Below are 25,253 nucleotides of genomic sequence, written 5' to 3' on the forward strand. Positions count from 1 at the left end.
TCATTCCGTCGCGGCGGTGGTGATGTCGCTGTCGAACCACTTCTGCGAGATCTCGGCGAGCGTGCCGTCCTCCTTCAGCGTGGTCAGCGCGGCGTCGACCCGGTCGCGCAGGGCGCGGCCCGCCTCGTCGTCGCGGAACGGCAGCGCATTGCGGATCTCCGAGAACGGCTGGCCGGCGAGTTCCAGCGGCAGCGGGCTTTCCTGGATCACCTGCGCCGAGGACACCCGGTCCATCACGAAGGCGTCGACCCGGCCCAGCGCCGTGTCCTGCTCGATGTTCGACTCGTAGGTGCGGATGTCGATCTCGTCCGCGTAAGGCAGCTCGCGCAGCAACTGCTCGAAGTTCGAGCCGAGGTTCACCGCCACCGTCTTGCCGCGCAGGTCCTCGACGCCGCCGATCTCCTCGTTGCCTTCCTTGGTCACGACCTGCGCCCCGTCGATCACGTAGGGCTGGGTGAAGGCGAAGGCCTCCTCCCGCTCGGGCGTGATGGTGATCTGGTTCGCGATCGTGTCGATGCGACCGGCCTCGAGTGCGCCGATGAGACCCGAGAACGACATGGTCTCGAACGCGATCTCGAGGCCCGCCTCCGCGCCCACGGCGTTCATCACGTCCACCTCGAAGCCCTGCAGCTCGTCCTGCCGCACGAAGGTGAAGGGGAAGTAGCCGCCGGACATGCCGACGCGCAGCGTCTCGGACTCCTGCGCGGCGACGGGTGCGGACAGGCCCGCGGCGACGAGGGCGGCGGCGATCAGGGTTCTGGGCATCGGAAGGCTCCTTCTGGCATCGGGGGCCTTACGTGTCGCCTCAAGCCCACGCGATCAACGCCCTTCGAGAAATAAGTCCGCGCGTCCCGAAGCCAAGCGCGGGCATGGAACGCTGTCCCGGCGGACGCCGCCCGGGCGAACATCCGATCCGGCCCCGCGGGCGGTCAGGTCGCGGCGAAACGGGAGCGCAGGTGCTCGAGATAGGGTCGCGGGTCGCCCGCATCGCCGCCGAGCCCCGCGACGAGCGCGGCGCGGGGCTGCCGGCGCGCCTTGCGCCAGACCGCCTCCGACAGCCGCGCGCGCAGCGGTTCGAGGTCGCCCGCCGCGAGGGCGGCGTCGAGGCCGGCCGCGGCCCTGCGCAGGCGGTCCATGATCTGCGCCGCGGTGACATTGCCGATCGTGTAGGTCGGGAACGACCCCATGTAGCCATGCGACCAGTGCACGTCCTGCAGGCAGCCGCGGGCATCGTCCGGCGGATCGAGCCCGAGATCCGCGCGCATGCCCTCGTTCCAGGCGGCGGGCAGATCGGCCGGCGCCAGCGCGCCCTCCATCATCGCCACCTCGAGCCGGACGCGCAGCATGATGTGCAGATCGTAGGTCAGCTCGTCCGCCTCGACCCGGATGAAGCCGGGCTCGACCCGGTTCACCGCCGCCACGAATTCATCGACGCTCACGTCGGACAGCTGGTCGGGGAAGATGTCCCGCAGCATGCCGAAATGCACCTCCCAAAAACCGCGGCTGCGGCCCACGTGGTTCTCGAGAAGGCGCGACTGGCTCTCGTGCATGCCGAAGCTCGTGCCGGCGACGGCATAGAGCCCGCGCAGGTCGGTCGTGTGCGCGCTGCGCACCAGGACCGGGTCCGCGCCCTGTTCGTAGAGGGCGTGACCGGTTTCGTGGATGGTGCCGAAGATCGACATGGGCAGGTAGTCCCGCGGCCAGCGCGAGGTGATGCGCACGTCGGACCGGGTCTGGCTGATCTCGAAAGGGTGCACGGCGGTGTCGAGCCGCCCGCGGTCGAAGTCGTAGCCGAGCCATGCGGCCACGTGGCGTGCGAAGCGCTGCTGCCCCTCGACGGGGTAGTCGCGGGCGAGGAAATCGGTGCGCGGCTTGGGTCGTCCGAGCGCCACGTCGAGGATCGGCCGGATGCCCGCCCTGAGCGTGCCGAAGAACGCGTCGAGCGAGGCGGCCGTCTCGCCGGGCTCGAAGAGGTCGACCATGGGATCGTAGGGGTGGCCCGCGCCGCCCAGCGCCGCCGCCGTCTCGCGCGAGAGCGCCACCATCGCCTCGAGATGCGGCAGGAAGAGCGCGAAATCCGACCGCGCCCGCGCCTCGGCCCAGGCGGCCCCGGCGAGCGCCGAGCGCTCGGCCTTGCGGCGCAGGAGGTCCGCGGGGATGCGGGCATGGTAGGCGATGGCCTCTGCCACCGAGGCCGCGGCCTCGCGTTCCAGCGGGTCGCCGCCGTGGCGCGCGGCATCGGCCGCGTCGGCCAGCGCGGGATCGAGGATCATCTCGCGCGCGAGGCCCTTCAGCGTCGCGATCTGGTGCCCGCGGCTTTCGGCGCCGCCGCGAGGCATCATCACCCGCGTGTCCCATTCGAGCGCGTTGACCGCGCAGAGGACGTCGTTGATCCGCGCGACGCGGTCCGACAGGCCGCTCATGCCGCCACCGCCCCCGCCGCGACGCCACCATCGTGCAGGTGGCAGGCGACCTCCCGTCCCCCCTGCTGCAGTTTCAGACGCGGGATCTCGGCGCGGCAGCGCGGGCCCGCCATGGGGCAGCGCGGATGGAACGCGCAGCCGGGCGGCGGCGCCAGGGGCGACGGAATCTCCCCCTCGATCGGATGGAACCGCGCGCGGCCGGTCCCGAGCGTCGGAACGGACTCGAAGAGCGCCCTTGTGTAGGGATGGAGCGGCGCGTCGTAGAGCGCGGCCGCATCGGCGAGCTCCACCACCCGGCCGAGATACATGATCGCGACGCGGTCGCAGACATGGCGCACCACCGACAGGTCGTGACTGATGAAGAGCGCGGTCAGCCCGAGGTCGCGACGCAGGTCGGTGAAGAGGTTGAGCACCTGCGCCTGGATCGACACGTCGAGCGAGGCCACCGCCTCGTCCAGCACGAGGAGGTCCGGCATCATGGCAAGCGCACGCGCGATGGCGATGCGCTGGCGCTGCCCGCCCGAGAACTGGTGCGGCAGCCGGTCGGCATAGGCCGCCTCGAGCCCCACCTTCTCGAGCAGCGCAGCGGTCCGCTCGCGGATCTCCCGCGCCGTGCCGTAGCCGTGCACGCGCGGTCCCTCCCCGATGGTCTCGCCCACCTTCATTCGGGGATTGAGGCTTGCGAACGGGTCCTGGTGGATCATCTGCACCCGCGTCGTCCGCTTTTCCGCGACGCCGCCCCGCACCTGCGCGACGGGTGCGCCGTCGAGCAGCACCGCGCCCTCGCTCGGCCCGTAGATGCCCGCGACGATCCGGCCGAGCGTCGATTTCCCGCAGCCCGATTCGCCCACGATGCCCAGGACCTCGCCCTGCGACACGGACAGGTCGACGCCGGTCAGCGCATGAACGGTCGCGCCGGCTTTGGCCCCGGTCAGCCGGGCGACGCCCCGCTCGATCAGGCCGGCGCGGCGGGTGAAGCGCTTGGACACGCCGCGGATCTCGAGAAGCGGGTCGGTCATGACGCCTCCAGCGGGTGATGGCAGAGCACGCGGCGCGCGCCCTCGCCCAGGTCGGGCGGCACAGTCTCGCAGAGCGCGGTCGCGCGGGGACACCGGGTGCGGAAGGCGCAGCCCGAGGGCAGGCGCGACAGCTGCGGCGTCGATCCGGGGATCTGCGGCAGCTTCTCGCCGGGGCTGTGCAGGCCCGGCACCGACTGGATCAGCCCCCAGGTGTAGGGGTGGCGCGGCCGGGCGATCACCTCCTCGGCGGTGCCGCTCTCGACGATGCGGCCCGCGTACATCACGCAGATGTCGTCGGCGAGCGAGGACACGACGGCGAGGTCGTGCGTGACCCAGACGATGGCGGTGCCGGTCTCGTCGGCGAGCCTGCGTACCTCGGACAGGATCTGCCCCTGGATCGACACGTCGAGCGCTGTGGTGGGCTCGTCCGCGATGATCACGGACGGGCGGTGCAGGAGCGCCGTCGCGATCGCCACGCGCTGGCGCATGCCGCCCGACAACTGGTGCGGATAGGCGCGGAGCCGCTCGGCGGGCGCCGGGATGCCCACGATCTCGAGGGCGGCGCGGGCGCGGTCCCACGCGGCAGCCTTCGACACCCGGTCGTGCACGCGCACGGCCATGGCCATCTGGTCGCCCACGCGCAGCACCGGGTTCAGCGTCATCATCGGGTCCTGGAACACCATCGCGACCTTGCGGCCGCGCATGCGGCGCTGCGCCTCGGGCGACATGGTCCGCATGTCCTCGCCCTCGACCAGAACGTGGCCCGCGACGATCTCGCCCGGCGCGTCGATGAGCCCCAGGACGGAAAAGCCGGTGACGCTCTTGCCCGACCCGCTCTCGCCCACAAGGCCGAGGATGCGGCCCGGCGCGACAGAAAAGCTCACGCCGTCGACGGCAGTGACGGGACCGGCACGAGTGGCGAAGCGGGTGGTCAGGCCCCGGACCTCGAGCGCCGGGATCATCGCGACCGCCTCGGGTCGAGCACGGTGCGGACCTGGTCGCCCACGAGGTTGATGGCGACGACGGTGACCATGAGGAAGAGCCCCGGATAGATCGACAGCCAGGTGCGGTCGGTGTGGATGTACTTGAACCCGTTGGAGATGAGCGAGCCGAGCGAGGGTTCGGTCAGGGGAAGACCCACGCCGAGGAAGGACAGCGTCGCCTCGAGCGCGATGGCGCTCGCCACCTGCACGGTCGCGACGACGATGAGCGGCGGCATCACGTTGGGCAGGAGGTGCCGGAGCAGCACCCGCCGGGTCGGCAGTGGCGTCGAGCGCGCGGCCTCGATGTAGTCCTTGCTGCGTTCGACGGTGGCCGCGCCATGGGTCGTGCGGGCGAAGTAGGCGTATTGCGCGACCACCAGCGCCGCGACGATCTGCGCGACCCCCTGCCCCAGCACGGCGACCATCACGAGCGCGAGCAGGATCGCGGGCATCGACAGCTGCAGGTCGACGATCCGCATCAGCACGCTTTCGGTGCGGCCCCGGAAATAGGCGGCGGACAGCCCGACGCAGATGCCGATGGCGAGCGCCAGCACCCCGGCTGAGATGCCGATGACGAAGCTCGTGCGCAGCCCGTAGAAGATCGCCGACAGCATGTCGCGGCCCGCGTTGTCGGTTCCGAGGACGTGCACGTAGCCGCCCGACCCCGTGGTGCCCGGCCGCAGGAAGGCATCCATCCAGTCGAGCGCGGCCATGTCGTAGGGGTCCTGGGGCGAGACGAGCGGCGCGCCGAAGGACACGCCGAGCAGCACCAGGATCACGCCCAGCGAAACGACCGCCACCGGCGACTGGCGGTAATCGGCCCAGAAGTTGCGCCATCGGTCCGCGCGCGTCTCGCGCGGGGCGGCTGAGGGCACGGCGATCGTGCCGCCGGTGGTCGTGGCGGTGTCGGCATGCGCATTCGTCATGCGTCCTCTCCCCGCAGCCGCACGCGCGGGTCGAGCCGGGCGTAGACCAGATCGACGGTCAGGTTGATCAGCACGAAGAGGACGACGACGAGTACGAGGTACGACACCATCACCGGCCGGTCGAGCTGCAGGATCGAGTCGATGATGAGCTTGCCGACGCCCGGCCAGTTGAACACGCTCTCGGTGACGACCGCGAAGGCGAGCGTCGAGCCAAGCTCGAGCCCGAACACGGTCACGATGGGGATCGAGATGTTGCGCAGCACGTGGCGGAACACGATCTGCCGGTCGGGCAGCCCCTGCGCCCGGGCGAAGCGCACGTAGTCGGTCGACATCGCCTCGACCATGCCCGCGCGCGTCAGGCGGATGAGCAGCCCCATCTTGAAGAGCGAGAGGTTGATCGCCGGCATGATGACGTGGCTCCAGCCGTCGGCGGTGGCGAGCGAGGTCCTGAGCCCGAGGATGGAGCCCTCGTCGCCCCGGCCGCCCGAGGGCAGCCAGCCGAGTTGCACCGCGAAGCCCATGATGAGCAGCATGCCGATCCAGAAGGTCGGGACCGAGAAGCCCAGGACCGACAGCGCCATGATCGCCTTTGCGCCGACGCTGTCCGGCCTGTAGCCCGCGTAGAGACCGGCGGGGATGCCGATCAGCGTCGCGATGCAGACCGAGACCAGCACCAGTTCCAGCGTCGCCGGCAGTCGCGAGAAGACGAGGTCCACGACGGGGATGTTGTAGACCATCGACGTGCCCATGTCGCCCTGCGCGACATTGCCGAGGAAAACCAGGTATTGCCGCCAGAGCGGCTGGTCGAGGCCGTACTGCCGGATCAGGTTCTCGCGGATCTCGGCGGTGGCACCCGGGTCGATCAGCACGTCGATCGGGTTGCCGATCGCGTAGACGCCGACGAAGACGATGACCGACATGGCGAAGACCACGATCACCGCCTGGACCAGTCGCTGCAGCAGGTAGCCTGCCATGTCACCTCCGGAGGTCGCGGGGCTTGGGAACAGAGCCGCGCCCGGCTCGAGGGCCGGACGCGGGAAACGGCGCGGGGGTACGCGGGATCACTCCACGGGAGTGATCGCGTAGGCGCGGGTCTCCTGGTCGACGCGCGGCGTGAACTCGAGCGTGCCGGCGTCCGCGGCCCAGACCGTCTGCAGGATCACCGTCGGGATCAGCGCGCGGTCCTCCATCGCGATGTAGGAGGCCTCCTCGTAGAGCGTGCGCCGCGCGTCGGCGTCGAGCGTCTGGGTGCCCTCGCCGAAGACCTCGTCGAATTCCGCGTTGGAATAGCCCGTCCGGTTGAAGTTGCCGAAGCCCTTCTCGTCGTCCTTGGTGTGGGTCAGCGCGCCGTAGGTGTAGGCGGCCTCACCCGTCAGCGTGCCCCAGGCGGACATCGACATGGTGTATTCCTCGCGCGCAGCGGCGGGGAAGAACACGGTGCCGTTCAACGCCTGCGCGTCCACCGTCAGGCCGAGCCGCGCCCACATCTGCGCCAGCGCCTCGCAGACGACGCTGTCGCCCGGCACACGGTTGTTGGTGCAGGTGAAGTCGATCTCGAATCCGTCTGGATAGCCCGCCTCGGCCAGGAGCTCCTTGGCCTTCTCGAGGTCGTAGGTCTTTTCCCCGATCTGGTCGGTGTAGCCGAAGAAGCCCTCGGGCATCAGCTGGTTCGCCGGCGTCCCGAGACCTTCGAGCACCACGTTCACGAGGACGTCGCGGTTGATCGCGAGGTCGAGCGCCTCGCGCACGCGCTTGTCCTGCAGCGGGTTGCCCTCGACCTCCTCGCCGTTGACCGTGATCGGCTGCGGCTCCTCGTCCTTCACGTTGGGCGCGATGTTCAGGATGTAGACTGAGTCGGACACGAAGGTCTCGACCTCGCCGTCGTTCTGCATGGCCAGGTAGTCCGAGGCCGGCACGTAGTTGATCAGGTCGACCTGCCCCGAGCGCAGCGCCGCCACCCGCGCGGCATCGTCCGCGATCTCCTTGCGCACGACGCGCTCCCACGCCGGGGCATCGCCCCAGTAGTCCTCGTTGCGCTCGAGCACGAGGTCTCCCTTGGGCTGCCAGGACACGAAGCGGTACGGACCCGTGCCGATCGCCTTCTCGCCCGAGTTGAACGCCTCGTTGCCGGCCTCCATGCCGGTTTCCGAAGGCACCACGAAGAGGCGGGTGAAGTCGTTCGGCAGCGCCGGCGCGATGCCCTTGGTCTTCACGCGGAGCGTCAGGTCGTCCACCACTTCGACGCTGTCCACGTATTTCGTGTAGAGCGTCATCGACATCGGTCCGGTCACCTCGGGGATGCGCTCGATCGAGAACTTGGCATCCTCCGCGGTGAAGGGGGTGCCATCGTGGAAGGTGACGCCCTCGCGCAGCTTAAATTCCCAGGTCGTGTCGTCGACCGGCTCCCAGCTCACGGCGAGTCCGGGCTGAAGCTGCAGGTTCTCGTCCACGTCGACCAGCGTGTCGAACACGTGGCGCAGCGCTTCCGCCTGACTGCCGAGCGTCGACCAGTGCGGGTCGATGGAATCGGGGCCCGCGCGCAGGCCGATGACAAGCTCCTGTGCCGTCACCGGCGCCGCCGCCATCAGCGCGAGCGCCGCGACGGCCGATTTCAGAACGTTCCTGGACATGAGCGACTCCCGGTCGAAGTGTTATCGTTGACTGATACGTTAGGAACCGGATCTCCGAACCGTCAAGAATTTTTTGAAACGAACATCGGTATAGACGCGCAAGATCCGGGATCATATAACGATAGAAAGCTAATTTGTTCTAGTGAGCTGATACGGATGAACGAAAATCGGGCAGAGCTCGAACCGTCGGTGGAGCGGATCGTCCAGGCGATCGACCCTGCCTCGTCCGTGCCGGTATCGGTCCAGCTGCGCGGCGCGCTGGAATTCGGGATCGCCTCGGGCGAACTGATCGCCGGACAGCGGCTGCCTTCGGTGCGTGCCCTCGCCCGGCGCGTCGGCATGTCGCCGGTGACGGTGTCGACCGTCTACGCGGCGCTGCAGGCTGCCGGACACGTCGAGGGGCGCGCGGGATCGGGCACCTATGTGCGCGCGACGGGCGACACCGATCAGCGCCGCCGCCTGGCCGAGATCGACGCCCGCGTGGCGGAACTCGTGGCGCTGGGGCGTGCCGCGGGCCTCAGTCCGGCCGAACTGTCGCTGCGGGTGTCGATGGCGCAGCCCGCGCCGCGCCGGCCGGTGTGCCTGCTCATGGTCGGCAACTTCCACGACGCGACCGAATCCTACGCCGCCGACCTGCGCGCGCATCTGCGCGACGGCGACAGCATCGCGGCCGCGACGCTCGCCGACGTCGAGGCCGGCGGCGCCCGTGGCCACGACCTGATCCTCGCGCCGCGCACTCTCCTGTCCCGCCTGCGCGAGGTCGCGCCGGACATCGAGGCGGTCGGCGTGACACTCATCCCGAACGAGGCGACCCGCGTCGCGCTCGCGACCCTGTCACCCGATGCCCGCGTGGTGGGCTATTCCTACTTCCCGGGCTTCGTCACCATCATGAAGACCGGCATCCAGCGTTTCGCCCCGCACGTGTCGAACCTGACCATGGTGGTGCGAGGCGACGACGACGAGGCGCGGCGCATCGCCGACACCGAGGTGCTGATCTACGCCTCTGGCGCGGACTACCTGCGCGAGGCGCTGGCGCCGGGCCAGCTTGCGTTCGAATACCGCCACACGCCCGACGCCCAGTCGGTCCGCACCGACGTTCTGCCGGCGATCGAAAGCTGCCGTCGCACCACGCCCCGAAGAAAGGACGCCGCCGTATGAGGATCACTGAAGCGAACTGGTTCGAGGTCGAGGCCTACCTCGCCACGGACGACCGCGCGGTGCTGCCGCTCGGCTCGACAGAGCAGCACGCCCATCTCAGCCTGTCGGTCGATTCGATCCTGTCCGAGAAGGTCGCGGCCGACGCGGCCGAACCGCTCGGGATCCCGGTCTTTCCCGCGGTGGCCTACGGTCTCACGCCCTATTTCATGGGCTTTCCCGGCACCGTGTCGCTGAAACTCGCGACCTACGCGGCGCTCGTGCGCGACATCCTCGATTCGCTCCATGCCACGGGGTTCCGGCGCGTGCTGATCGTGAACGGGCACGGCGGAAACAGCCCCGTGCAGCCCGTCTGCGCCGAGTGGATGGAGGCCCATCCCGGCGCCCGCTGCCGGTTCCACGACTGGTGGCGCGCGCCCCGCACCTGGGCCACGGTACAGGAGATCGATCCCGTCGCGAGCCATGCAAGCTGGATGGAGAACTTTCCCTGGACACGCCTGCCCGGCCGCGCCCTGCCCGAGACGCGCAAGCCCTTCGTGGACTTCGACCGGCTGCGCGACCGGAACGCCGCGGGCGTGCGCGAGCTGATCGGCGACGGCAATTACGGCGGCCTCTACCAGCGGCCCGACGCGGACACGGACCGGCTCTGGGCCGTCGCGGTGGAGGAGACCCGCACGCTCCTCGAGGGCGACTGGTCATGACCGCGCCGATCCTCATCTGGGGCGCGGGCGCCATCGGCGGGGTGATCGGCGCGACGCTCGCCCGCGCGGGCCATCCCGTGCACATGGTGGACATCGTCGAGGATCACGTCGCCGCGATGCGCAAGGGGCTGGTGATCGAAGGGCCGGTCGACGCCTTCACGCAGGCGCTGCCGGCCTCGACGCCGGCGACGCTCGAAGGCCGGTTCGACCGCATCATCCTGGCGGTCAAGGCGCACCACACGCAGGCGGCGCTCGACGCGCTGGTGCCCCACCTCGCGCCGGGCGGGCACGTCATCTCGGCGCAGAACGGCCTCAACGAGCGCGTCATCGCGGCGCGGATCGGGGCCGAGAACACGATCGGATGCTTCGTCAACTTCGGCGCCGATTGGCTCGAACCCGGGCGAATCCTCTACGGGAACCGCGCAGCGGTGGCGGTGGGCGAGCTCGACGGGCGCATCACCGAACGCGCCCGCCAACTGCACGCGCTGTTGTCCCTGGTCGAACCCGACGCGGTCCTGACCGACAACATCTGGGGCTACCTCTGGGGCAAGATGGGCTATGGCGCGCTGCTCTTCGCGACGGCGCTGACGCCTTCGTCCATGTCGGACGCCATGGCGCGGCCCGGCCACCGCGCGGTCTACGAGGCGCTCGGCCACGAGGTGATGACGCTCGCCGCGGCCGAGGGCGTGCAGCCGATAGGCTTCAACGGCTTCGATCCCGAGGCTTTCCGCACCGCCAACCGGGCCGGCATGGCGGCGTCCATCGACAGGATGGTGGCGCACAACCGCAAGACCGCCAAGACCCATTCCGGCATCTGGCGCGACCTCGCCGTGCGCCGCCGCAAGACCGAGGTCGACGCGCAGATGGGCATCATGGTCGAGATCGCGGCACGGCACGGGGTGGCGGTGCCGACGCTCACGCGTCTGGTCGGACTGATCCACGACATCGAGGACGGCCGCCGTCCGCAGGCCGACGACCTGCCCGACCTGCTGGTGCCGGGATGCGCATAGACCTCTCCGGGCGCGTCTTCGCCGTCACCGGGGCGGCGCAGGGGATCGGCGCGGCGATCGTCGCGGGGCTGGCCGCGGCGGGAGCACGCGTTGCCGCCATCGACATCGACGGCGCCGGCATGGACCGTCTCGAGGCGGCGGCGAGCCGCCATGCCGCCGATCTTGGGCGGCGCGACGCGGTGCACGCGACCTTCGACGAGATCCGCGCCACCCACCACCGGCTGGACGGGCTCGTGACCGCCGCGGGCGGCGTGCGCGGCCAGGCCGGCCGCCCGCTCGAGGAGATCGGCGAGGACGACTGGCGGGCGATCCTCGCCGCCAATGTCGATGCCGCCATGTGGTGCGCCCAGGCCGCGGCCCCCGCGCTGAAGGCCGCCGGGGCCGGGCGGATCGTCACCATCTCGTCCGGCGCGGGGCTCCGTCCCAGCCTGACCGGCATCCAGGCCTATGCCGCCGCCAAGCATGCGCTCGTGGGCCTGACACGCCAGCTCGCGCTCGAGCTCGGGCCGCATGGGATCACGGTGAACTCGGTTGCGCCCGGCTTCGTGCTGTCGAACCCCTCGACCGAGCGGCAGTGGCACGCCTTCGGCCCCGAGCGGCAGGCCCAGGTGATCGCGGGCACCCACATGCGCAGGCTCGGCCGGCCCGAGGACATCGCCGATGCGGTGACCTTCCTCGCCTCGGACCGTGCCGGGTGGATCAGCGGTCAGGTGCTTTCCGTCGACGGAGGTCACGCATGAGCGACGCCCATACCTGGAGCGAGGAGACCTGGCGCACGCGCGTGGCGCAGATCCGCGCGGGCCGCTCGCTCCTGCCCCGGAGTTGGCCGGGTGGCGCGCGCTGCGCGGTCGCGCTGAGCTTCGACAGCGACCACGAGACGAACGAGCTGCGCGACGGGGCCGAAAGCCTCGCCCGGCTCAGCTGGGGCGAATACGGCGCCCGCCGCGGCATCCCCCGCATCACGCAGGTCCTGCGCCGGCACGACGCCCGCGCGAGCTTCTTCGTGCCCGCGGTCGCGGCGCTCCTGCATCCCGAGGAGCAGCGCGCGCTCATCGATGCGGGGCACGAGATCGGCCTTCACGGCTGGATCCACGAACGCAACACCCAGATCCCCCCCGGGGACGAGCGCGCGCTGATGCTGCGCGCGGCCGACACGCTCGAGACGATTGCCGGCGTGCGTCCCGTGGGCATGCGCACGCCGTCGTGGGATTTCAGCGACGCGACGCTCGCCATCGCCGAGGAGCTCGGTCTTCTCTACGACAGCTCTCTCTTTGCCGACGACGACCCCTACGAGATCGTCGCCGACGGGCGGCCCACCGGCATCGTCGAGCTGCCGGTCGAATGGATCCGCGACGACGCGCCCTATTTCATGATGAACCGCTTCGGCGCGCAGCGGCCCTACACGCCGCCCGCGGACGTGCTCGACATCTTCCGCCGCGAATTCGACGGCGCGCGCGCCGAGGGCGGCCTGTTCCTCCTGACGATGCATCCGCACGTGACGGGCTACCGGTCGCGCATCTTCATCCTCGACGAGCTTCTCGCCCACATCCGCGCGACCGGCGACGCCTGGATCGCGACCCATGCAGAGATCGCCCGCTATTGCATCGAGGCGGCGGGCGGGAAAGGACGGCCATGACCTATTCCCTTGCCATCCACGGAGGTGCCGGCACCATCCTGCGCGCCTCGATGACGCCCGAGCGCGAGGAAGCCTACCGCGCCGCCCTGGCCCGCACGCTCGAGGTGGGCGAGGCGGTGCTGCGCGACGGCGGCGCGGCGCTCGACGCTGTGGTGGCGGCCGTCTCGGCGCTCGAGGACGAGCCGCTCTTCAATGCCGGGCGCGGCGCCGTCTTCACCAGCGACGGCCGCCAGGAGATGGACGCGGCGGTGATGGACGGCCGCGACCGGCGCGCCGGCGCGGTTGCCGGCATCTTCGGCCCGCGCAACCCCGTTCAGGCGGCCCGCGCGGTGATGGAGCGGACCGACCATGTCTGCCTCATCGGGCCGAACGCGCTCGATGTCGCGCGCGCGGCGGGCCTGCCCTTCGAGGAGCCCGCGTACTTCTTCACCGAGGCGCGCTGGACCGCGCTGCAGGACACGCTCGGCATGCGCGCGCGCGGCGAGACCGACGACGATCCGGCGCGGCGGCACGGCACGGTCGGTGCCGTGGCGCGCGACGTGCACGGCCACCTGGCCGCGGCGACCTCGACCGGCGGCATGACCGCCAAGGCGCCGGGCCGGGTCGGCGACACGCCGATGATCGGCGCGGGCACCTTCGCCGACGACGCGACCTGCGCGGTGTCCGCCACCGGCCATGGCGAGGTCTTCATCCGCTGGACCGCCGCGGCCGAGATCGCGGCGCGCATGCGGCATGCGGGCCAGCCCCTCGCCGAGGCGGCCCGCGCGGTGGTGATGGAGGACCTCGCCCAGAACGACGGCTCGGGCGGAGCGATCGCGGTCGACCGCGACGGAACCCTCGCGCTGCCCTTCAACTGCGAGGGGATGTACCGTGCCTCGGTCCGGTCGGGCGAGGCGCCGGTGATCGCGATCTACCGCGACTGAGGCGCCCCGCCCGCGCGCCGCTCAGGCCGCTGCCGGCACGTCCGGTGCGCGCTCGCCGGGCGCGGAGGGGGCCGGCGTCTCCTCCCCTGTCCGCGGCGGCGACGCCAGGAGGTCGAGCACCTCGCGCCCGATCGCGCGGCGCTGCTCGGCCTCGAGCATCAGGGTCGAGACCGCCTCGAAGAGCTCGTCGCGGCGGACGCCGATCAGCGCGAGCCGGCGGTCGGACAGCCGGTCGAGCGCCGACATGATCGCGGCGATGTCGCGCTCGAAGCGCCAGCTCTCGTAGCGCGCGCGCAGCCCGGGCGCGCGGTCCCCGGCGTCGCCGGTCGTCGCGGTGCGGTCGGTGCGGAAAAGTCGGTCGAACATGGTCGTTCCTCCTCTGGTGACATGGGACGTGGCGAATGGTCAGACGGCCATCACGCTGACGGCCTCCTCGAGCTGCAGGATCGCGCGTTTCATGTAGAACCCCTGCAGCGCCAGGTGGTTGGCAAAGATCGAACGGTCGCGGTCGCCGTTCAGCACGATCATCGGCGACAGTTGCGAGCCCTGCCGCAGGCTCTCGAGCGCCTGCCCCCAGACGAGCGACAGGTTGCGCTCGCGGATGACCGGGGCGAAATCCTCGCCGAGCGCCGCCAGCATCACGTAGTAGCCGTAGAGCATGCCCTTGTTCTGGTAGAACACGTCGTCCGCGGTGCGGCTGAAGATCCACCACCCCGTGCGCTGCGCGCGCTCGAGCTGCGCGGTCTGCGAGCCGAGATCGGCCGAGATCCGCGAGATCGTGCCGGCGAGCGTGTCCGCGCGCCGCTCGAACACCGCCTGCCCCATGGACAGGCGCGCGTTGTAGCGCTCGAGCGCGGCCAATCCCTGCCGGTACTGGCCTTCGGACGGCACCGTGGGCCAGAGCGACCGCGACGGGTCCCACATCCAGATGTCGGGCGGGAACTGCAGGAAACCGCTCGCGCGCTCGAGGTCGGGATCGGCGCTCGACGATCCGCGGGTGCGGGCGATCTGGTCGAGCAGCTCGAAGCTGAAGCGCCCGACCGCCTTCATCACGCCGGCCTGGAAGTTCGGCATGTTGTCGAGCACGGCCGCCGGCGCGAGCAGCGGATCGTTGGGCGTCCAGCCGTGCAGGTTCACCTCGCGGTCGATCAGCGCCGCGGCGGTGGCGACCGCGGCGCTGCCGTTCTGCGGCACGGCGGCGGCTCGGAAACCCGGGTCGCTGTCGATGCGGTGGGTGAGCGGCCCGAGCACCGCGTAGTTCACGGTCACAGCCAGCACGAGGACGAGCGCGGTCACCTTCAGCGCGCGCCGCCCGAGGCGCGGGCGCGGCAGGCCGCGCCATCCCCTGGCCCTGGGCTGGAACGGGACGAGCGCGCCGTCGGCGGGCCGGTCTCCGGTCGCGGTGGCAGTGGCTGTGGTCACGGTCGGCATCCCCTCTCAGGTCGGTTCGGAACACATACGCGCCACGGCACCGGACCATCCCGGCCGGTCGCGAAAACCTGCGGAGAAATTTTCCGCCGGACGGGGGGATGAAGTCGCCGGGCGGCGCGTAATCTTTCCAAACGGGTCAAGGGGGTCGACGATGGATGGTCGCGCGGAACTCGAGCGGCGGTTGAACGACTACGTGAGGAGCCTCAGGCGCTACGCGCTCGTGCTGACGCGCGATACCGACGCGGCCGAGGATCTCGTGCAGGACACGCTGACCAAGGCGATCGCCGCGGCCGACAGCTGGCAGCCCGGATCGGACATGCGCGTCTGGCTGTTCCGCATCCTGCACAACACGCACATGAGCGAGCGGCGGCGGGCCCGGGTGCGCGACGACGCGCGGCTCATGCTGCCCGAGGCCGTGGACGACAGCGACCCGACCACGCGGATCGAGCTGCAACAGGTGCTCGACGCGCTGTCGGAACTGCCCGAGGCGCAGCGCCTGCCCATCGTGCTCGTCGCGCTGAAGGAGATGAGCTACGCCGAGGCCGCCCGCACGCTCGACGTGCCGCTCGGCACGTTCTACAGCCGGCTCGGCCGCGGCCGCGAGGCGCTGCGCAAGATCGTCGGCGGCATGAAAACCACCCGGCTGAAGCTGGTCGTGTGAGGAGGGACCGATGACACGCGGCGCAACACTGGACCTGAACGCCTATCTCGACGGGGAACTCGGCCCCGAGGAATCCGCCGAGATCGAGGCGCGCCTCGAGACCGACGCGGAGGCGCGCGAGCGGCTCGAGACGCTCGCCCGCCAGAAGGACCGGCTGGGCGCGGCGCTGGCCGCGATCGCCGACAGCGCGCCCGCGGACCTGCGGACCGCGCGGCTCGAGCGGCAGCTGGCCGGCGCGCTCCACCGGCGGATGTCGCCGCGCCGGCCCTTCGCCGCCGCGCCCTGGCTGCGGGGCGGCGGGCGCGTCGCGGCGGCCGCGGCGCTCGTGGCCTTCGGCTGGGTCGCGCATGGCAGCTGGGCGCCGCAGGCGCCGGGCGTGCCGGAATACGTGTCCGAGGCCATGGGCGCGCACCAGGTCTTTGCCGAGGACCTCGTCCGCCCCGCCGAGTTCACCGGCGGCGCGATCGACACCGCCGCGGAGTGGTTCTCGAGCAAGATCGGCGCGCAGGTGAACGCGCCCGACCTCAGCGGCTTCGACATGACGCTCGTGGGCGCGCGGCTGCTCGGCACCAAGGAGGGGCCGCTCGCACAGTTCATCTACGAGGACGCGGGCGGGGCGCGCTATTCGCTGACGCTGGCACGCCATCCCGAGGACCGGCCGCTCGCGCCGCTGCAGGCGGTCGACTACCCCGACCGCGCGGTGGTCTACTGGAGCACGCCCGACATCGACTTCACCCTGATCGGCAAGAAGGACGGGATGTCCGTCCGCACCATGGCGTCGACCCTGGCCGAACGCACCTGAGCCCCGTCAGGCCCCGTCCCGCGCGGCCGCCTCGCGCGCCGCGCGACGCAGCGCCGCGACCTGCTCGAGCGCGGTGCGGGCGGTCGCCCGGACCGCCTCGGGGTCGAGGCGCGGCGCGGGATCGGGGCCGCACGGATCGGTGAGCGCGATCCGGGCATAGGGGGCGGACGGACCGTTGCCGCCGGACCCCGCCCGCGTCCCGGTGCCCCCGTCTGATTGCGCGTGCACCCGGGCATCTGTGGCTGTCCTCATCTTGGCCATCCCTCCCTCGTTCCTGTCGCGCCCGGTACCGCACCGGGGGCCTCAGGGGTGCCGCGGCATGTCCCGGTCCGCGCGCCGCGGCCCCGTCCCGGTCCGCAGCTCGAACCGGCAGATGTCGCCTGCGCGCTCGACGGCGCAGGCGGTCTCGGCGCAGTCGCAGCCTTTCGCCACGAGCGCGCGGTAAAGCTCGCCGATGACCGCCGCGTGCCAGGTGCAGAGCCGCCCGTCGCCCCGCGTGCCCCGCACGAAGGCGTTGTCGCGGATCTCGAACCCGAACGGCCCGGCGGCCGAGAAGCGGGCCGAACCCGCAAAGGTCCAGGCGTGCCGCGCGATCGCCCGGGACAGAAGCCGCGCCGAAAGCCCGACCGGCAGCGCCCGGAGGAGCCATCGCGCAGGCCCCGGGATCCGGTGCCCGAGGATGTAGCGGGCGGTCTGCCGCCCGGCCTCGGCCAACAGCGCGTCCGCCTGGCGCGGGACCTCCGCACGCACCGCCCGGTGCAGCCGCACGGCCACGTCCTCCGCGATCATGGCATCGCCGGACGGCGCGCGGGCGATCCCCGCACGGGCAAGGATGCGCGCGCGGGCGTCTCTCGGGCAGCGCCGCTCCAGCACGTCGAGAAGCCGGGTCACCGCGTTCGGCCCGATGCGGGCCGGGACCCCGCCGGCATCCGTCATGGCTCAGGTCTCCTCCATCTGCTGGCCGCCGCCGCCGCTGGCGCGGGTCCCGGCCCGCGTCTTCATCTGCGCGCGCACGCTCTGGCGGCGTTCGGCCGCCCGCGCCGCGCGGTCGGCCGCCGCCTCCCGGTCGGCGATCTGCGCCTCTGCGGGGCGGCGCGTCGCGTCGAAGCGGAAGTCGACGGTCTCGCGCGTCTGCGGGCCCCAGTACGCGACCCATGCGGGCGGCCAGGTGCCGGCGATCTCTGCCCCGCCGGAGCGGTAGTTGGGGTGGACGAACAGGATCCGCATCAGGGCCTCCGCGACTGTAACGGGATGTTGACAGATTCCGCGCCACCCGTGGTTGACGTGGATCAAGGAACCCCGCCCCCGGCCCGCGTTCCACGCGATTCCGCCGCGCGGAAACTGCCCGCGCGCGGGATGAGACCGGCCGCACGGGCGTTCTTCCTTCATACGGACGGGCACGGCCGAGAACGGCCACCGCCGGCACAAGGAGGAGATTGCACACATGTCGACCTTCGTCGCGCCCGGGCACCGGGCACTCGTCACCGCGCTTCTCGCGGGTCTCGTCGTGGCGCTGATGCCGTTCGCCATCGCGCTCACCCCTGAAAAGGCCGTCGCGGCGCACCTCGTCGGCGTCGTCATCGCCGCGCTCGCGGCCCGCGCGCTGCGCTGGCCCGGCCGCGGCGACGGCCTCCTGATGGCGGGCGCCGGCGCGCTCGTCGTCACGGTCCCGATCTGGGTCTGGCAGATGCCGGCCGGCCCGGCATGGGCGCTGCCCGCTCTCGGCGCCCTCGTCGCGGTCGTCGGCCTGCGGCACGCGGTCCTGCGCGGCGACATTGCCGCGCCGAGGCAGGACCCGACGCCGCCCGCCACCGGCGGCTGAGGCGACCCACCGTCCGGCGGAGCCTGCTCGCCCCTCATCCCCACGCTCCGCCACCCTGGGGGGCCGGTCCCGACCGGCCCCCTTTTTCGTGTCACGGCGGGATGAAGCCCGGCTCCCGGGCGTATGTGTCTCGAAGGCGCGACGCCGAGCGGCGCGCGGTTCGGTCCCCTCCAAGCGGGACCGCAGGGTCCGGGCCCCTCTGGCAACCGCAGGCAGCCGGTTGCGATGTCGGAACCTTCGTCCAGCGCCCCCACGACGCTGCCGCAGGAGGTCCGATGAAGGTTCGTCACGATTTCACGCCGGGACCGGTGCCGTCCGCCCCGAACGCGCGCCGCTCCGCAAGACAGGACGCCGGGCGGCTGCGCCAGGCGGGCATCGCCGCGGCCGCGCTGGCGCTCTGCTGGGCCGGGCTGCACGGCTCCGACTGGTCGAGCTGGGCCGTCGGCGCGCCCGCCGTCCTCCTCGGCGCGGCCGCGACGCTCCTCCTGCCGGCGAGCCCGCCGCCGCGGCTGTCCGTGCGGGGCGCCCTGCGCTTCGCGCTCTTCGCCGCGCGCGGCATCCTCGCGGGCGCGCTCGACGTGAGCCGGCGGAGCCTGCGGCCCGCCGCGCTCGATCCGGGCTGCCTGACGCTCCGCACCCGCCTGCCCGCAGGCCGGCCGCGCAGGCTCTACGCCCTCGCCATCACGCTCCTGCCCGGCACGCTGACCGCGCGCCTCGACGGCGACACGCTCGTCGTGCACGCGCTCGACCGCGGCGGCACCACGCGCGCGGACCTCGCCACGCTCGAGGACCGGGTGGCGGCGCTCTTCGGGCTTGCCGCAGGACCGGGAGCCCGGCGATGATCGACGTCCTTTCCGTCGCGGCGCTGGCCGCCACGCTCGCGCCCCTGCCGCGGCTGATCGTCGGCCCGACCGCCGCCGACCGCATCCTCGCGGCGCAGCTTTCGGGGACGGGCACGGTCGCCACGCTCATCCTGCTCGGCGCGGCCTCGGGCACGCCCGCGCTCTACGACGTGGCGCTGGTCTTCGCCGCGCTCGCGGCTATTGCCGGCCTCGCCTTCGTGGCGCTGGGGAGGGGCTGAACATGGCGACCGCACTGGCCACGTTGGGGACGCTCCTCGCCACCCTGGGCGTCGCGTTCCTGCTCGTCGCCGCGATCGGCGTCTGGCGCCTGCCCGACACGCTGTCGCGGCTCCATGCGCTGACCAAGGCGGACACGGCCGGCACGGCGCTCGTTGCGCTGGGGGCGCTCTGCCTGTCCGGATCGCTGTCGGCGGCATTGCCGCTCGTCCTCTGCGTGACGCTGGTCGGCATCTCGGGCGCGACGCTCGGGCACCTGATCGCCCGCGCGCATCTCGGGCGGGAGACGCGCTGATGCCGGTCTTCGACATCCTGACCGCAACCGGCGCGGTCTTCTGTGCCGCGATCGCGCTCGGTGCGCGCGACCGCGTGGCGGCGATCGCGGGCTTCCTGCTCATGGGCCTCGTCGTCGCGTTGGCCTGGGTGCGGCTTGGGGCGCCGGACGTGGCGCTGGCCGAGGCCGCCATCGGCGCGGGCCTGACCGGCGCGCTCCTGCTGCGCGGCGCCGCGCGGATCGGGCCGCTCGAGCCCGCAGCCCCCCCGGCCCGCGCGCTGCGCGCGTCGGCCGCGCTCCTCGCGCTCGGCCTGGCGGGCCTGCTCGGCTGGGCCTTCGCGGGCGCGGGCGGTGCCAGCGTCTATCCCGCCCTCGTGCGGGCATCGCTGGCCGAAAGCGGCGTCGGCAACCCGGTGACCGCGGTGCTCCTCAACTTCCGCGCCTGGGACACGCTGCTCGAGGTCGTCGTCCTCGCGGTCGCGCTCCTGCTCGTCGCGGCGCTGGCGCCGCCGCGCATCGATCCCGCGCCGCTCGGCGAGATGGTGCTGCCCTTCGCGCGCGTGGTCGTGCCGGTGGCGGTTCTCCTCGCCGGGCATCTCCTGTGGCTCGGGGCCGAGGCACCGGGCGGCGCCTTCCAGGCCGGCGCCGTGCTCGCGGGCGGCGCGGTGGCGCTAGGGCTCTGCGGCGTGCTGCGACCCGCAGAGCGCACCGGTGCTGCGCTGCGCATCGCGGGCCTCGCGGGGCCCGCGCTCTTCGTCCTGGCCGCGATCGCCACCGCCGCGCTGACCGGGGGGCTGCTCGACTATCCCGCGGCGGCGGCGAAGACGTGGATCCTCGTGATCGAATCCGCGCTCACCCTGTCGATCGCCGCAACGCTGTTCCTCCTGTTCCTCGGTTCCGAAGGGAAGTCCCGATGATCGCTCCGGACATCGTCTACCTCGCGGCCGGTGCCGCGCTCGCGGGCCTCGCGCTCTGGCGGCTCGCCACGAGCGGCGACGCGCTGCGCCGCATCCTGTCGCTGAACGTCCTCGCCGCGGGGATCGCCATGCTGCTACTCGCGGCGGGGCGCGGGCCCGCAGGAACCGACCCCGTGCCGCAGGCCTTCGTGCTCACCGGCATCGTCGTGCTGGTGGCGGTGACGGCAGCGCTTCTCGCGCTTGCCGAGCGGATCGCGAGGGCGCGCGATGACTGAGGCCACGCTTCTCGTGACGCTGCCCTTCCTCGCGGCGCTCGCGGCCGCCGCGCACCCGCGCGCAGCGGCACGCTGGGGCGGCGCGGCAACGCTTGCGAACGCGGTCCTCGCCGCGCTCCTCGTGCAGGACGTGCTCGCGGACGGTGCCGGCGCGACGGGGATCGGCGGTTGGACGGCCCCCCTCGGGATCGCGCTCGCGGCCGACGGGCTTGCCGCGCTCATGGTGGCGATGACCGCGCTCGTCGGCGCGGGCGTCGCGCTGCACGCCGCGGACTGGAGCCTGCGCGCGGCAGCGGACGCGCGGCGCACGCGCCTGCGCACCGGGTTCTGGCCGCTCTGGCTGACGACCATGGGCGCGATGAACGCGCTCTTCCTCTCGGGCGACCTGTTCAACCTCTACGTGGCCTTCGAGATCCTGGGCCTGACCGCGGTGGGCCTGACGGCGCTCTCGGGCGGACGGACGGCGCTGCGCGCGGCCTTCGACTACCTGGGCGCAGGCCTCGCGGGCAGCCTCCTCCTCCTGCTGGGCGTGGCGCTCGCCTACGCCGCGGCGGGGCGCGTCGACCTCGCCGTCGCGGGTACGCTCGCCGGGACGGTCGAGGGCCGCATCGCGCTCGCGCTCGTTCTCGCGGGCCTCGCGGTCAAGGCCGCGCTCTTCCCGCTGCACTTCTGGATGCCCGCGGCACATGCGAGCGCCACCCCGGCGGCGAGCGCGCTCCTCTCGGCGCTCGTGGTCAAGGCCGCACTCTACGTCGCGCTGCGGCTCTCGCTCGAGGCGGGCGCGGGCGCAGGCACCCTGCGCGCGGCGCTGGCGGCGGCCGGGGCGGCGGCGATGTTCTGGGGGGCCTGGCACGCGCTCCGCGCGGAGCGGCTGAAGATGCTGGTCGCCCATTCGACCGTGGCGCAGGTGGGTCTCATGGCACTCGCGCTCGGTCTCTCGGAGGACGGGGTGCCGTGGCAGGCGGCGGCGCTCCTGATGCTGTCGCACGCGCTCGCCAAGGCGGCGATGTTCCTCGCCGTCGGCCGCATCGCCGAGGAGCTCGGCCACGACCGCATCTCGGGCCTCAACCGCGAGGACCTGCGCCCCGGCGCGGCCGAATTCGCGTTTGCCATCGCCGCGATCAGCCTGATCGGCCTGCCGCCCAGCGCGGGTTTCGTCGGCAAGTGGCTGATGATGGAGGGGCTGATCGACGGAGGCGCCTGGCCCTGGGTCGCGGTGGTGCTCGCGGGCACCGCCCTGTCGGCCGCCTACCTCGCCCGGGTCGTGTCGCGCTGCCTGCGCGGCGGCCCGCACGTGGCGCCGGGCGCCCGCCGCCCGCCCTGGCGGACGGGCGACGTCGCCGCCCTGGGCCTCGCCGCCGCGGCCCTGGCGCTCGGCCTCGGGTCGGCGCTGCCGCTCGCCCTTCTCGAAAGGACGCTCACGTGACCGAGTTCCTGCCGCTCGCCATCCTCATGACATCGCTCGGCATCGCGCCGGCCATCCTCGCCATGCCCGACCGCTGGACGCGGGTGCGCACGGCGGTGAACCTCGCCGCGGCGTCGGTGAAGGTCGCGCTCGTGGCGTGGCTGTCGCTGTCGGTCGCGCAGGGCGCGGAATACGCCGTCACGCTTGCCGTCGCGCCGGGCCTCGCGCTCGAGTTGCGGGCCGACGCGCTGTCGGTGCTGTTCCTCGCGCTCTCCGCCGTGCTGTGGTTGCTGACCACGATCTACGCGGTGGGCTATCTCGAGGGCGGCACCGACCGCAGCCGCTTCTTCGGGTTCTTCAGCCTCTGCGTCGCCGCGACCGTGGGCATCGCGATGGCCGGCAACCTCTTCACCTTCCTCGTCTTCTTCGAGTTCCTGACGCTCGCGACCTGGCCGCTCGTGGTCCATCGCGGCACCGCCGAGGCGCACCGCGCGGGCCGCGTCTACCTGGCCTACACGCTGGGCGGCGGGCTCGCGCTCACGCTCGGGACGGTCTGGCTCCACGCGCTCGCGGGCGACGTGCCCTTCGTGCCGACCGGCGTGCTGGGCGATCTGCCGCAGAGCCACCCGCTGACGCTCTCGGCGATCTTCGTGCTGCTCATCGCGGGCGTGGGGGTCAAGGCGGCGCAGGTGCCGCTGCACGGCTGGCTGCCGCTGTCGATGGTGGCCCCCGCGCCGGTCAGCGCGCTCCTGCACGCGGTCGCGGTGGTCAAGGCGGGCGCCTTCGGGATCATGCGCATCGTCTACGACGTCTACGGGGTCGAGACGGTTGCGGCGCTCGGTCTCGCCACGCCCCTCGTGGCCGTGGCGGCGGTGACCATCCTCTGGGGGTCGTTCCGCGCGCTTGCCCAGGACGACCTCAAGACGCGGCTCGCCTATTCGACCGTGAGCCAGGTCAGCTACATCACGCTCGGCGTCGCGCTCGTGTCCCCGGTGGCCGCCGTGGGCGGGCTCGCGCACCTGATCCACCAGGGCATCATGAAGATCACGCTCTTCCTTGCCGCCGGAAACTTCGCCGAGGGGCGCGGCGTCAAGACGGTGAGCGGGATGGACGGCATGGGCCGCCTCATGCCGGGGGCCATGGCGGCCTTCACCGTCGGCGCACTCGGCATGATCGGGGTGCCGCCGCTCGCGGGCTTCGTCAGCAAGTGGTATCTCGGGGCGGGCGGGCTCGACGCGGGCCAGCCCGCGGTGGTCGCGCTCCTCGCGGGATCGAGCCTGCTGAACGCGGCCTATTTCCTGCCGATCCTGCACCGCGCCTGGTTCCGGGACCCGCCCGAGGGGGCGGCGCCGAGGCGCCGCATCGGCTGGATGCTGGCGCTGCCGCCGGCGGTCACCGCCGCGCTCGTCCTCGCGGCGGGGCTCCTGGCAAACGCGCCCTTCAGCCCGCTCGGCTGGACCCGCTTCATCGTCTCGCTGGAGTACCTATGATCACCCTTCCGCTCTGGCTCGTGCCGGCGGCGCCCTTAGCGCTGCTCGTGCTCTCCGCGGTCCCGCCCCTGCGGCCCGCGCTTGCCGCGCTCCTGCCGCTCGCGGCGCTGCCCGCGCTCCTCGCCGCGCTCGCGGACCCGGTGCCGATGCCCGTGCGCCTCGACTGGCTGCTGCTCGGGTCGGGCTTCACGCTGACCGACCGGGCGCGGGCGTTCCTCGGGTTCACCGCCCTCCTCTGGGCGCTCGCGGGCTGGCAGGCGGTCCGGCTCCTGGCCCGGGACCCTGCGCGGGGGCGGTTCCTCGCCTGCTTCCTGCTCGCCATGACGGGCAATCTGGGGCTGCTCGTGGCCGAGGACGTGGCGGCGTTCTACACCTTCTTCGCGATGATGAGCCTCGCGGCCTGGGGCCTCGTGCTGCACGGCCAGGGGCCCGCGCAGCGCTTCGCGGGGCGCGTCTACATCGCGCTCGCGGTCGTCGGAGAGGTCGCGCTTTTCGCCGGGCTCGCGCTCGGCGTCCACGCCACCGGCGCCACTGAGATCGCGGGGATGGCCGCGCCCGCGGTGCCGGCGCAGGCCACGGCGCTGATGGCGGCGGGGCTGCTCGTCAAGCTCGGCGCGGTGCCGCTGCATGTCTGGCTGCCGCTCGCCCATGCCGCAGCCCCTGCGCCCGCGAGCGCGGTCCTGTCGGGCGCGACGCTCAAGGCGGGGCTCTTCGGCCTCATGACGGTGCTGCCGCTCGGGCAGGCCTCCTGGCCCGAGGCCGCAGCGACGCTCGCCGCCATGGCGCTGGCGGGACTGGTGCTGGCCCCTGCACTCGGGCTCGCCCAAGGCGATCCGAAGGCGGTCCTCGCCTATTCGAGCATCGGGCAGATGAGCCTCATGGCGCTCGGCCTCGCCGCCGGGCTGGCCGCCCCCGGGGCGTGGCCGCTTCTCGGCGCCGCGCTCGTGCTCCTCGCCGCGCACCATGCCTTTGCCAAGGCGGCGCTCTTCCTCGGCGTGCCGGCCGTCTGGGCCACCGCGCGGCCGGGGCTGCGCGCCGCGGTGATCGCGACCCTCGCGCTGCCCGCGCTCGCGCTTGCCGGCCTGCCCGGGACCAGCGGATGGGTGGCGAAGGATGCGCTCAAGACCGCGCTCGGCGGCGTCGACGGCTGGCAGGCGTGGATCGGCGCCGCGCTCTTCGTCGCGAGCCTCGGCACCGCGCTCCTGATGCTGCGGGCGCTCGCGCTCCTCGCCCGGGCCGAGGCGAAGACGTCGGTGCCAGCCGACAGCGCCGCACCTGCGGCGGTCGCGGTCGGTCTCGTCGCCGCGGGGCTCTCGCTCCTGCCCGTCGCGCCGCACGCGGCCAAGGCGGCCGCGCCCGCCGACCTTTTGCCGCTCGCGGTGGCCGCGGCGCTCGCGGCGGGTGCCCTCGCGATCGCACGGCTCGGGCGGGTTCGCCTCGCGCCGCTGCCGCCGGGCGAGTTCCTCGCCATCCTGCGGAGCGAGGAGCCACCGCCGCGGCCGCTTGCCCTGCCCGCGCCGCCGCGCCGGTCCCGCGCGCTCGCGCCGCGGCGCGGGCGCGAGCGGTCCGCGCGGCCGGAACACGGGGCGCTCGCGATCCTCGGCATCGCCGCCATGCTGGCCCTCGCGATGGCGACGCTTGCCCCCGACCCGCCGCCCGTGCCGGCGCCGGTCGTCCGGACGGAGGGCTGA

29 protein-coding genes are annotated in these 25,253 nt (G+C 72.6%); 17 read left to right on the forward strand and 12 right to left on the reverse strand.

What is annotated here, in order from left to right; genetic code table 11:
• The 7 genes from RISW2_RS12115 to RISW2_RS12145 all read right to left on the reverse strand — a co-directional run bounded on the left by RISW2_RS12115 (position 1) and on the right by RISW2_RS12145 (position 7,981).
• Complete coding sequence (locus RISW2_RS12115) at positions 1–765, reverse strand: amino acid ABC transporter substrate-binding protein (RefSeq protein WP_043771408.1); 765 nt, start codon at positions 763–765, stop codon at positions 1–3.
• Positions 766–929: 164 nt separating this feature from the next.
• On the reverse strand, positions 930–2,423 hold the full coding sequence (locus tag RISW2_RS12120) for a gluzincin family metallopeptidase (RefSeq protein WP_043771412.1): 1,494 nt from the start codon (positions 2,421–2,423) through the stop codon (positions 930–932).
• Positions 2,420–3,442 carry an ABC transporter ATP-binding protein gene (locus tag RISW2_RS12125; RefSeq protein WP_043771415.1) on the reverse strand — a complete coding sequence of 341 codons (1,023 nt, stop codon included), beginning with the start codon at positions 3,440–3,442 and terminating at the stop codon, positions 2,420–2,422. Before RISW2_RS12125 ends, RISW2_RS12120 begins: the two co-directional genes overlap by 4 nt.
• Positions 3,439–4,404, reverse strand: coding sequence for an ABC transporter ATP-binding protein (locus RISW2_RS12130; RefSeq protein ID WP_043771416.1), 966 nt, complete (start codon positions 4,402–4,404; stop codon positions 3,439–3,441). Before RISW2_RS12130 ends, RISW2_RS12125 begins: the two co-directional genes overlap by 4 nt.
• Entirely contained in the window at positions 4,401–5,351 is a 951-nt protein-coding gene (locus tag RISW2_RS12135) for an ABC transporter permease (protein ID WP_084615373.1), read from the reverse strand. Before RISW2_RS12135 ends, RISW2_RS12130 begins: the two co-directional genes overlap by 4 nt.
• On the reverse strand, positions 5,348–6,325 hold the full coding sequence (locus RISW2_RS12140; protein ID WP_043771420.1) for an ABC transporter permease: 978 nt from the start codon (positions 6,323–6,325) through the stop codon (positions 5,348–5,350). Before RISW2_RS12140 ends, RISW2_RS12135 begins: the two co-directional genes overlap by 4 nt.
• A gap of 87 nt (positions 6,326–6,412) precedes the next feature.
• A complete protein-coding gene (locus RISW2_RS12145) occupies positions 6,413–7,981 on the reverse strand; it encodes an ABC transporter substrate-binding protein (RefSeq protein WP_043771422.1) in 1,569 nt (522 codons plus the stop codon).
• Positions 7,982–8,137: 156 nt separating this feature from the next.
• Here RISW2_RS12145 and RISW2_RS12150 point away from each other — a divergent pair, with 156 nt between their 5' ends.
• Genes RISW2_RS12150 through RISW2_RS12175 form a run of 6 tightly spaced genes read left to right on the forward strand, consistent with a single transcriptional unit; the run spans position 8,138 to position 13,406 of the window.
• Positions 8,138–9,139: a GntR family transcriptional regulator gene (locus RISW2_RS12150; protein ID WP_043771430.1), complete on the forward strand. Its 1,002-nt coding sequence runs from the start codon at positions 8,138–8,140 to the stop codon at positions 9,137–9,139.
• On the forward strand, positions 9,136–9,837 hold the full coding sequence (locus RISW2_RS12155; protein WP_043771432.1) for a creatininase family protein: 702 nt from the start codon (positions 9,136–9,138) through the stop codon (positions 9,835–9,837). Before RISW2_RS12150 ends, RISW2_RS12155 begins: the two co-directional genes overlap by 4 nt.
• Positions 9,834–10,847, forward strand: coding sequence for a ketopantoate reductase family protein (locus tag RISW2_RS12160; protein ID WP_043771435.1), 1,014 nt, complete (start codon positions 9,834–9,836; stop codon positions 10,845–10,847). Before RISW2_RS12155 ends, RISW2_RS12160 begins: the two co-directional genes overlap by 4 nt.
• Complete coding sequence (locus RISW2_RS12165; RefSeq protein ID WP_043771436.1) at positions 10,838–11,587, forward strand: SDR family NAD(P)-dependent oxidoreductase; 750 nt, start codon at positions 10,838–10,840, stop codon at positions 11,585–11,587. Before RISW2_RS12160 ends, RISW2_RS12165 begins: the two co-directional genes overlap by 10 nt.
• Positions 11,584–12,483, forward strand: coding sequence for a polysaccharide deacetylase family protein (locus RISW2_RS12170; protein WP_043771437.1), 900 nt, complete (start codon positions 11,584–11,586; stop codon positions 12,481–12,483). The genes RISW2_RS12165 and RISW2_RS12170 overlap by 4 nt, the downstream gene beginning before the upstream one ends.
• Positions 12,480–13,406: an isoaspartyl peptidase/L-asparaginase family protein gene (locus RISW2_RS12175; RefSeq protein ID WP_043771440.1), complete on the forward strand. Its 927-nt coding sequence runs from the start codon at positions 12,480–12,482 to the stop codon at positions 13,404–13,406. The genes RISW2_RS12170 and RISW2_RS12175 overlap by 4 nt, the downstream gene beginning before the upstream one ends.
• Positions 13,407–13,427: 21 nt before the next feature.
• On the opposite strand, the gene RISW2_RS12180 is transcribed toward RISW2_RS12175, so the two are convergent.
• Positions 13,428–13,772, reverse strand: a complete 345-nt coding sequence (locus tag RISW2_RS12180) for a hypothetical protein (RefSeq protein ID WP_051491985.1) — start codon at positions 13,770–13,772, stop codon at positions 13,428–13,430.
• Between the two features lie 39 nt (positions 13,773–13,811).
• Positions 13,812–14,828: a DUF2333 family protein gene (locus RISW2_RS12185; RefSeq protein WP_244437557.1), complete on the reverse strand. Its 1,017-nt coding sequence runs from the start codon at positions 14,826–14,828 to the stop codon at positions 13,812–13,814.
• A gap of 160 nt (positions 14,829–14,988) precedes the next feature.
• Here RISW2_RS12185 and RISW2_RS12190 point away from each other — a divergent pair, with 160 nt between their 5' ends.
• Together RISW2_RS12190 and RISW2_RS12195 are read left to right on the forward strand one after the other, a co-directional pair.
• Positions 14,989–15,498, forward strand: a complete 510-nt coding sequence (locus RISW2_RS12190; protein ID WP_043771443.1) for a sigma-70 family RNA polymerase sigma factor — start codon at positions 14,989–14,991, stop codon at positions 15,496–15,498.
• Positions 15,499–15,508: 10 nt separating this feature from the next.
• Positions 15,509–16,300 carry an anti-sigma factor family protein gene (locus RISW2_RS12195; RefSeq protein WP_043771445.1) on the forward strand — a complete coding sequence of 264 codons (792 nt, stop codon included), beginning with the start codon at positions 15,509–15,511 and terminating at the stop codon, positions 16,298–16,300.
• A gap of 6 nt (positions 16,301–16,306) precedes the next feature.
• Here RISW2_RS12195 and RISW2_RS12200 read toward each other — a convergent pair whose 3' ends face one another.
• Genes RISW2_RS12200 through RISW2_RS12210 form a run of 3 tightly spaced genes read right to left on the reverse strand, consistent with a single transcriptional unit; the run spans position 16,307 to position 17,527 of the window.
• Positions 16,307–16,552, reverse strand: coding sequence for a hypothetical protein (locus tag RISW2_RS12200; protein WP_156943836.1), 246 nt, complete (start codon positions 16,550–16,552; stop codon positions 16,307–16,309).
• 51 nt (positions 16,553–16,603) lie between these two features.
• Entirely contained in the window at positions 16,604–17,236 is a 633-nt protein-coding gene (gene bchJ / locus RISW2_RS12205) for a bacteriochlorophyll 4-vinyl reductase (RefSeq protein WP_051491987.1), read from the reverse strand.
• A gap of 3 nt (positions 17,237–17,239) precedes the next feature.
• Positions 17,240–17,527, reverse strand: coding sequence for a hypothetical protein (locus RISW2_RS12210; RefSeq protein WP_043771449.1), 288 nt, complete (start codon positions 17,525–17,527; stop codon positions 17,240–17,242).
• Between the two features lie 217 nt (positions 17,528–17,744).
• Here RISW2_RS12210 and RISW2_RS12215 point away from each other — a divergent pair, with 217 nt between their 5' ends.
• From RISW2_RS12215 to RISW2_RS12255, 9 genes are all read left to right on the forward strand, one after another.
• A complete protein-coding gene (locus tag RISW2_RS12215; protein WP_043771452.1) occupies positions 17,745–18,122 on the forward strand; it encodes a hypothetical protein in 378 nt (125 codons plus the stop codon).
• A gap of 275 nt (positions 18,123–18,397) precedes the next feature.
• Complete coding sequence (locus RISW2_RS25050) at positions 18,398–18,964, forward strand: Na+/H+ antiporter subunit E (RefSeq protein WP_051491988.1); 567 nt, start codon at positions 18,398–18,400, stop codon at positions 18,962–18,964.
• Positions 18,961–19,203 carry an MrpF/PhaF family protein gene (locus RISW2_RS12225; protein ID WP_043771454.1) on the forward strand — a complete coding sequence of 81 codons (243 nt, stop codon included), beginning with the start codon at positions 18,961–18,963 and terminating at the stop codon, positions 19,201–19,203. The genes RISW2_RS25050 and RISW2_RS12225 overlap by 4 nt, the downstream gene beginning before the upstream one ends.
• A gap of 2 nt (positions 19,204–19,205) precedes the next feature.
• Positions 19,206–19,496 carry a cation:proton antiporter gene (locus RISW2_RS12230; protein WP_043771456.1) on the forward strand — a complete coding sequence of 97 codons (291 nt, stop codon included), beginning with the start codon at positions 19,206–19,208 and terminating at the stop codon, positions 19,494–19,496.
• Complete coding sequence (gene mbhE / locus RISW2_RS12235) at positions 19,496–20,392, forward strand: hydrogen gas-evolving membrane-bound hydrogenase subunit E (protein WP_051491989.1); 897 nt, start codon at positions 19,496–19,498, stop codon at positions 20,390–20,392. The genes RISW2_RS12230 and mbhE overlap by 1 nt, the downstream gene beginning before the upstream one ends.
• Complete coding sequence (locus RISW2_RS12240; RefSeq protein WP_043771458.1) at positions 20,389–20,667, forward strand: NADH-quinone oxidoreductase subunit K; 279 nt, start codon at positions 20,389–20,391, stop codon at positions 20,665–20,667. Before mbhE ends, RISW2_RS12240 begins: the two co-directional genes overlap by 4 nt.
• Entirely contained in the window at positions 20,660–22,093 is a 1,434-nt protein-coding gene (locus tag RISW2_RS12245; RefSeq protein WP_043771460.1) for a complex I subunit 5 family protein, read from the forward strand. The genes RISW2_RS12240 and RISW2_RS12245 overlap by 8 nt, the downstream gene beginning before the upstream one ends.
• Positions 22,090–23,562: a complex I subunit 5 family protein gene (locus RISW2_RS12250; RefSeq protein ID WP_043771467.1), complete on the forward strand. Its 1,473-nt coding sequence runs from the start codon at positions 22,090–22,092 to the stop codon at positions 23,560–23,562. Before RISW2_RS12245 ends, RISW2_RS12250 begins: the two co-directional genes overlap by 4 nt.
• Positions 23,559–25,253 (forward strand): proton-conducting transporter transmembrane domain-containing protein, encoded by a 1,695-nt coding sequence (locus RISW2_RS12255; RefSeq protein ID WP_051491990.1) that lies wholly within the window; start codon positions 23,559–23,561, stop codon positions 25,251–25,253. The genes RISW2_RS12250 and RISW2_RS12255 overlap by 4 nt, the downstream gene beginning before the upstream one ends.

Origin of the sequence: Roseivivax isoporae LMG 25204 (assembly GCF_000521865.1) — a bacterium.
Classification (GTDB): Bacteria; Pseudomonadota; Alphaproteobacteria; order Rhodobacterales; family Rhodobacteraceae; genus Roseivivax; species Roseivivax isoporae.

What these genes read in the sequence shown, in the direction of transcription:
- RISW2_RS12130 (WP_043771416.1), bottom strand. Translation starts at nt 4,404, where the DNA reads ATGATCCCGGCGCTCGAGGTCCGGGGCCTGACCACCCGCTTCGCCACT.
- RISW2_RS12140 (WP_043771420.1), bottom strand. Translation starts at nt 6,325, where the DNA reads ATGGCAGGCTACCTGCTGCAGCGACTGGTCCAGGCGGTGATCGTGGTC.
- RISW2_RS12200 (WP_156943836.1), bottom strand. Translation starts at nt 16,552, where the DNA reads ATGAGGACAGCCACAGATGCCCGGGTGCACGCGCAATCAGACGGGGGC.
- RISW2_RS12245 (WP_043771460.1), top strand. Translation starts at nt 20,660, where the DNA reads ATGACTGAGGCCACGCTTCTCGTGACGCTGCCCTTCCTCGCGGCGCTC.
- RISW2_RS12240 (WP_043771458.1), top strand. Translation starts at nt 20,389, where the DNA reads ATGATCGCTCCGGACATCGTCTACCTCGCGGCCGGTGCCGCGCTCGCG.
- RISW2_RS12135 (WP_084615373.1), bottom strand. Translation starts at nt 5,351, where the DNA reads ATGACGAATGCGCATGCCGACACCGCCACGACCACCGGCGGCACGATC.
- RISW2_RS12215 (WP_043771452.1), top strand. Translation starts at nt 17,745, where the DNA reads ATGTCGACCTTCGTCGCGCCCGGGCACCGGGCACTCGTCACCGCGCTT.
- RISW2_RS12160 (WP_043771435.1), top strand. Translation starts at nt 9,834, where the DNA reads ATGACCGCGCCGATCCTCATCTGGGGCGCGGGCGCCATCGGCGGGGTG.
- RISW2_RS12195 (WP_043771445.1), top strand. Translation starts at nt 15,509, where the DNA reads ATGACACGCGGCGCAACACTGGACCTGAACGCCTATCTCGACGGGGAA.
- bchJ (WP_051491987.1), bottom strand. Translation starts at nt 17,236, where the DNA reads ATGACGGATGCCGGCGGGGTCCCGGCCCGCATCGGGCCGAACGCGGTG.
- RISW2_RS12210 (WP_043771449.1), bottom strand. Translation starts at nt 17,527, where the DNA reads ATGCGGATCCTGTTCGTCCACCCCAACTACCGCTCCGGCGGGGCAGAG.
- RISW2_RS12120 (WP_043771412.1), bottom strand. Translation starts at nt 2,423, where the DNA reads ATGAGCGGCCTGTCGGACCGCGTCGCGCGGATCAACGACGTCCTCTGC.
- RISW2_RS12165 (WP_043771436.1), top strand. Translation starts at nt 10,838, where the DNA reads ATGCGCATAGACCTCTCCGGGCGCGTCTTCGCCGTCACCGGGGCGGCG.
- RISW2_RS12175 (WP_043771440.1), top strand. Translation starts at nt 12,480, where the DNA reads ATGACCTATTCCCTTGCCATCCACGGAGGTGCCGGCACCATCCTGCGC.
- RISW2_RS12190 (WP_043771443.1), top strand. Translation starts at nt 14,989, where the DNA reads ATGGATGGTCGCGCGGAACTCGAGCGGCGGTTGAACGACTACGTGAGG.
- RISW2_RS12170 (WP_043771437.1), top strand. Translation starts at nt 11,584, where the DNA reads ATGAGCGACGCCCATACCTGGAGCGAGGAGACCTGGCGCACGCGCGTG.
- RISW2_RS12115 (WP_043771408.1), bottom strand. Translation starts at nt 765, where the DNA reads ATGCCCAGAACCCTGATCGCCGCCGCCCTCGTCGCCGCGGGCCTGTCC.
- RISW2_RS12145 (WP_043771422.1), bottom strand. Translation starts at nt 7,981, where the DNA reads ATGTCCAGGAACGTTCTGAAATCGGCCGTCGCGGCGCTCGCGCTGATG.
- mbhE (WP_051491989.1), top strand. Translation starts at nt 19,496, where the DNA reads ATGCCGGTCTTCGACATCCTGACCGCAACCGGCGCGGTCTTCTGTGCC.
- RISW2_RS25050 (WP_051491988.1), top strand. Translation starts at nt 18,398, where the DNA reads ATGAAGGTTCGTCACGATTTCACGCCGGGACCGGTGCCGTCCGCCCCG.
- RISW2_RS12230 (WP_043771456.1), top strand. Translation starts at nt 19,206, where the DNA reads ATGGCGACCGCACTGGCCACGTTGGGGACGCTCCTCGCCACCCTGGGC.
- RISW2_RS12155 (WP_043771432.1), top strand. Translation starts at nt 9,136, where the DNA reads ATGAGGATCACTGAAGCGAACTGGTTCGAGGTCGAGGCCTACCTCGCC.
- RISW2_RS12150 (WP_043771430.1), top strand. Translation starts at nt 8,138, where the DNA reads ATGAACGAAAATCGGGCAGAGCTCGAACCGTCGGTGGAGCGGATCGTC.
- RISW2_RS12125 (WP_043771415.1), bottom strand. Translation starts at nt 3,442, where the DNA reads ATGACCGACCCGCTTCTCGAGATCCGCGGCGTGTCCAAGCGCTTCACC.
- RISW2_RS12255 (WP_051491990.1), top strand. Translation starts at nt 23,559, where the DNA reads ATGATCACCCTTCCGCTCTGGCTCGTGCCGGCGGCGCCCTTAGCGCTG.
- RISW2_RS12225 (WP_043771454.1), top strand. Translation starts at nt 18,961, where the DNA reads ATGATCGACGTCCTTTCCGTCGCGGCGCTGGCCGCCACGCTCGCGCCC.
- RISW2_RS12180 (WP_051491985.1), bottom strand. Translation starts at nt 13,772, where the DNA reads ATGTTCGACCGACTTTTCCGCACCGACCGCACCGCGACGACCGGCGAC.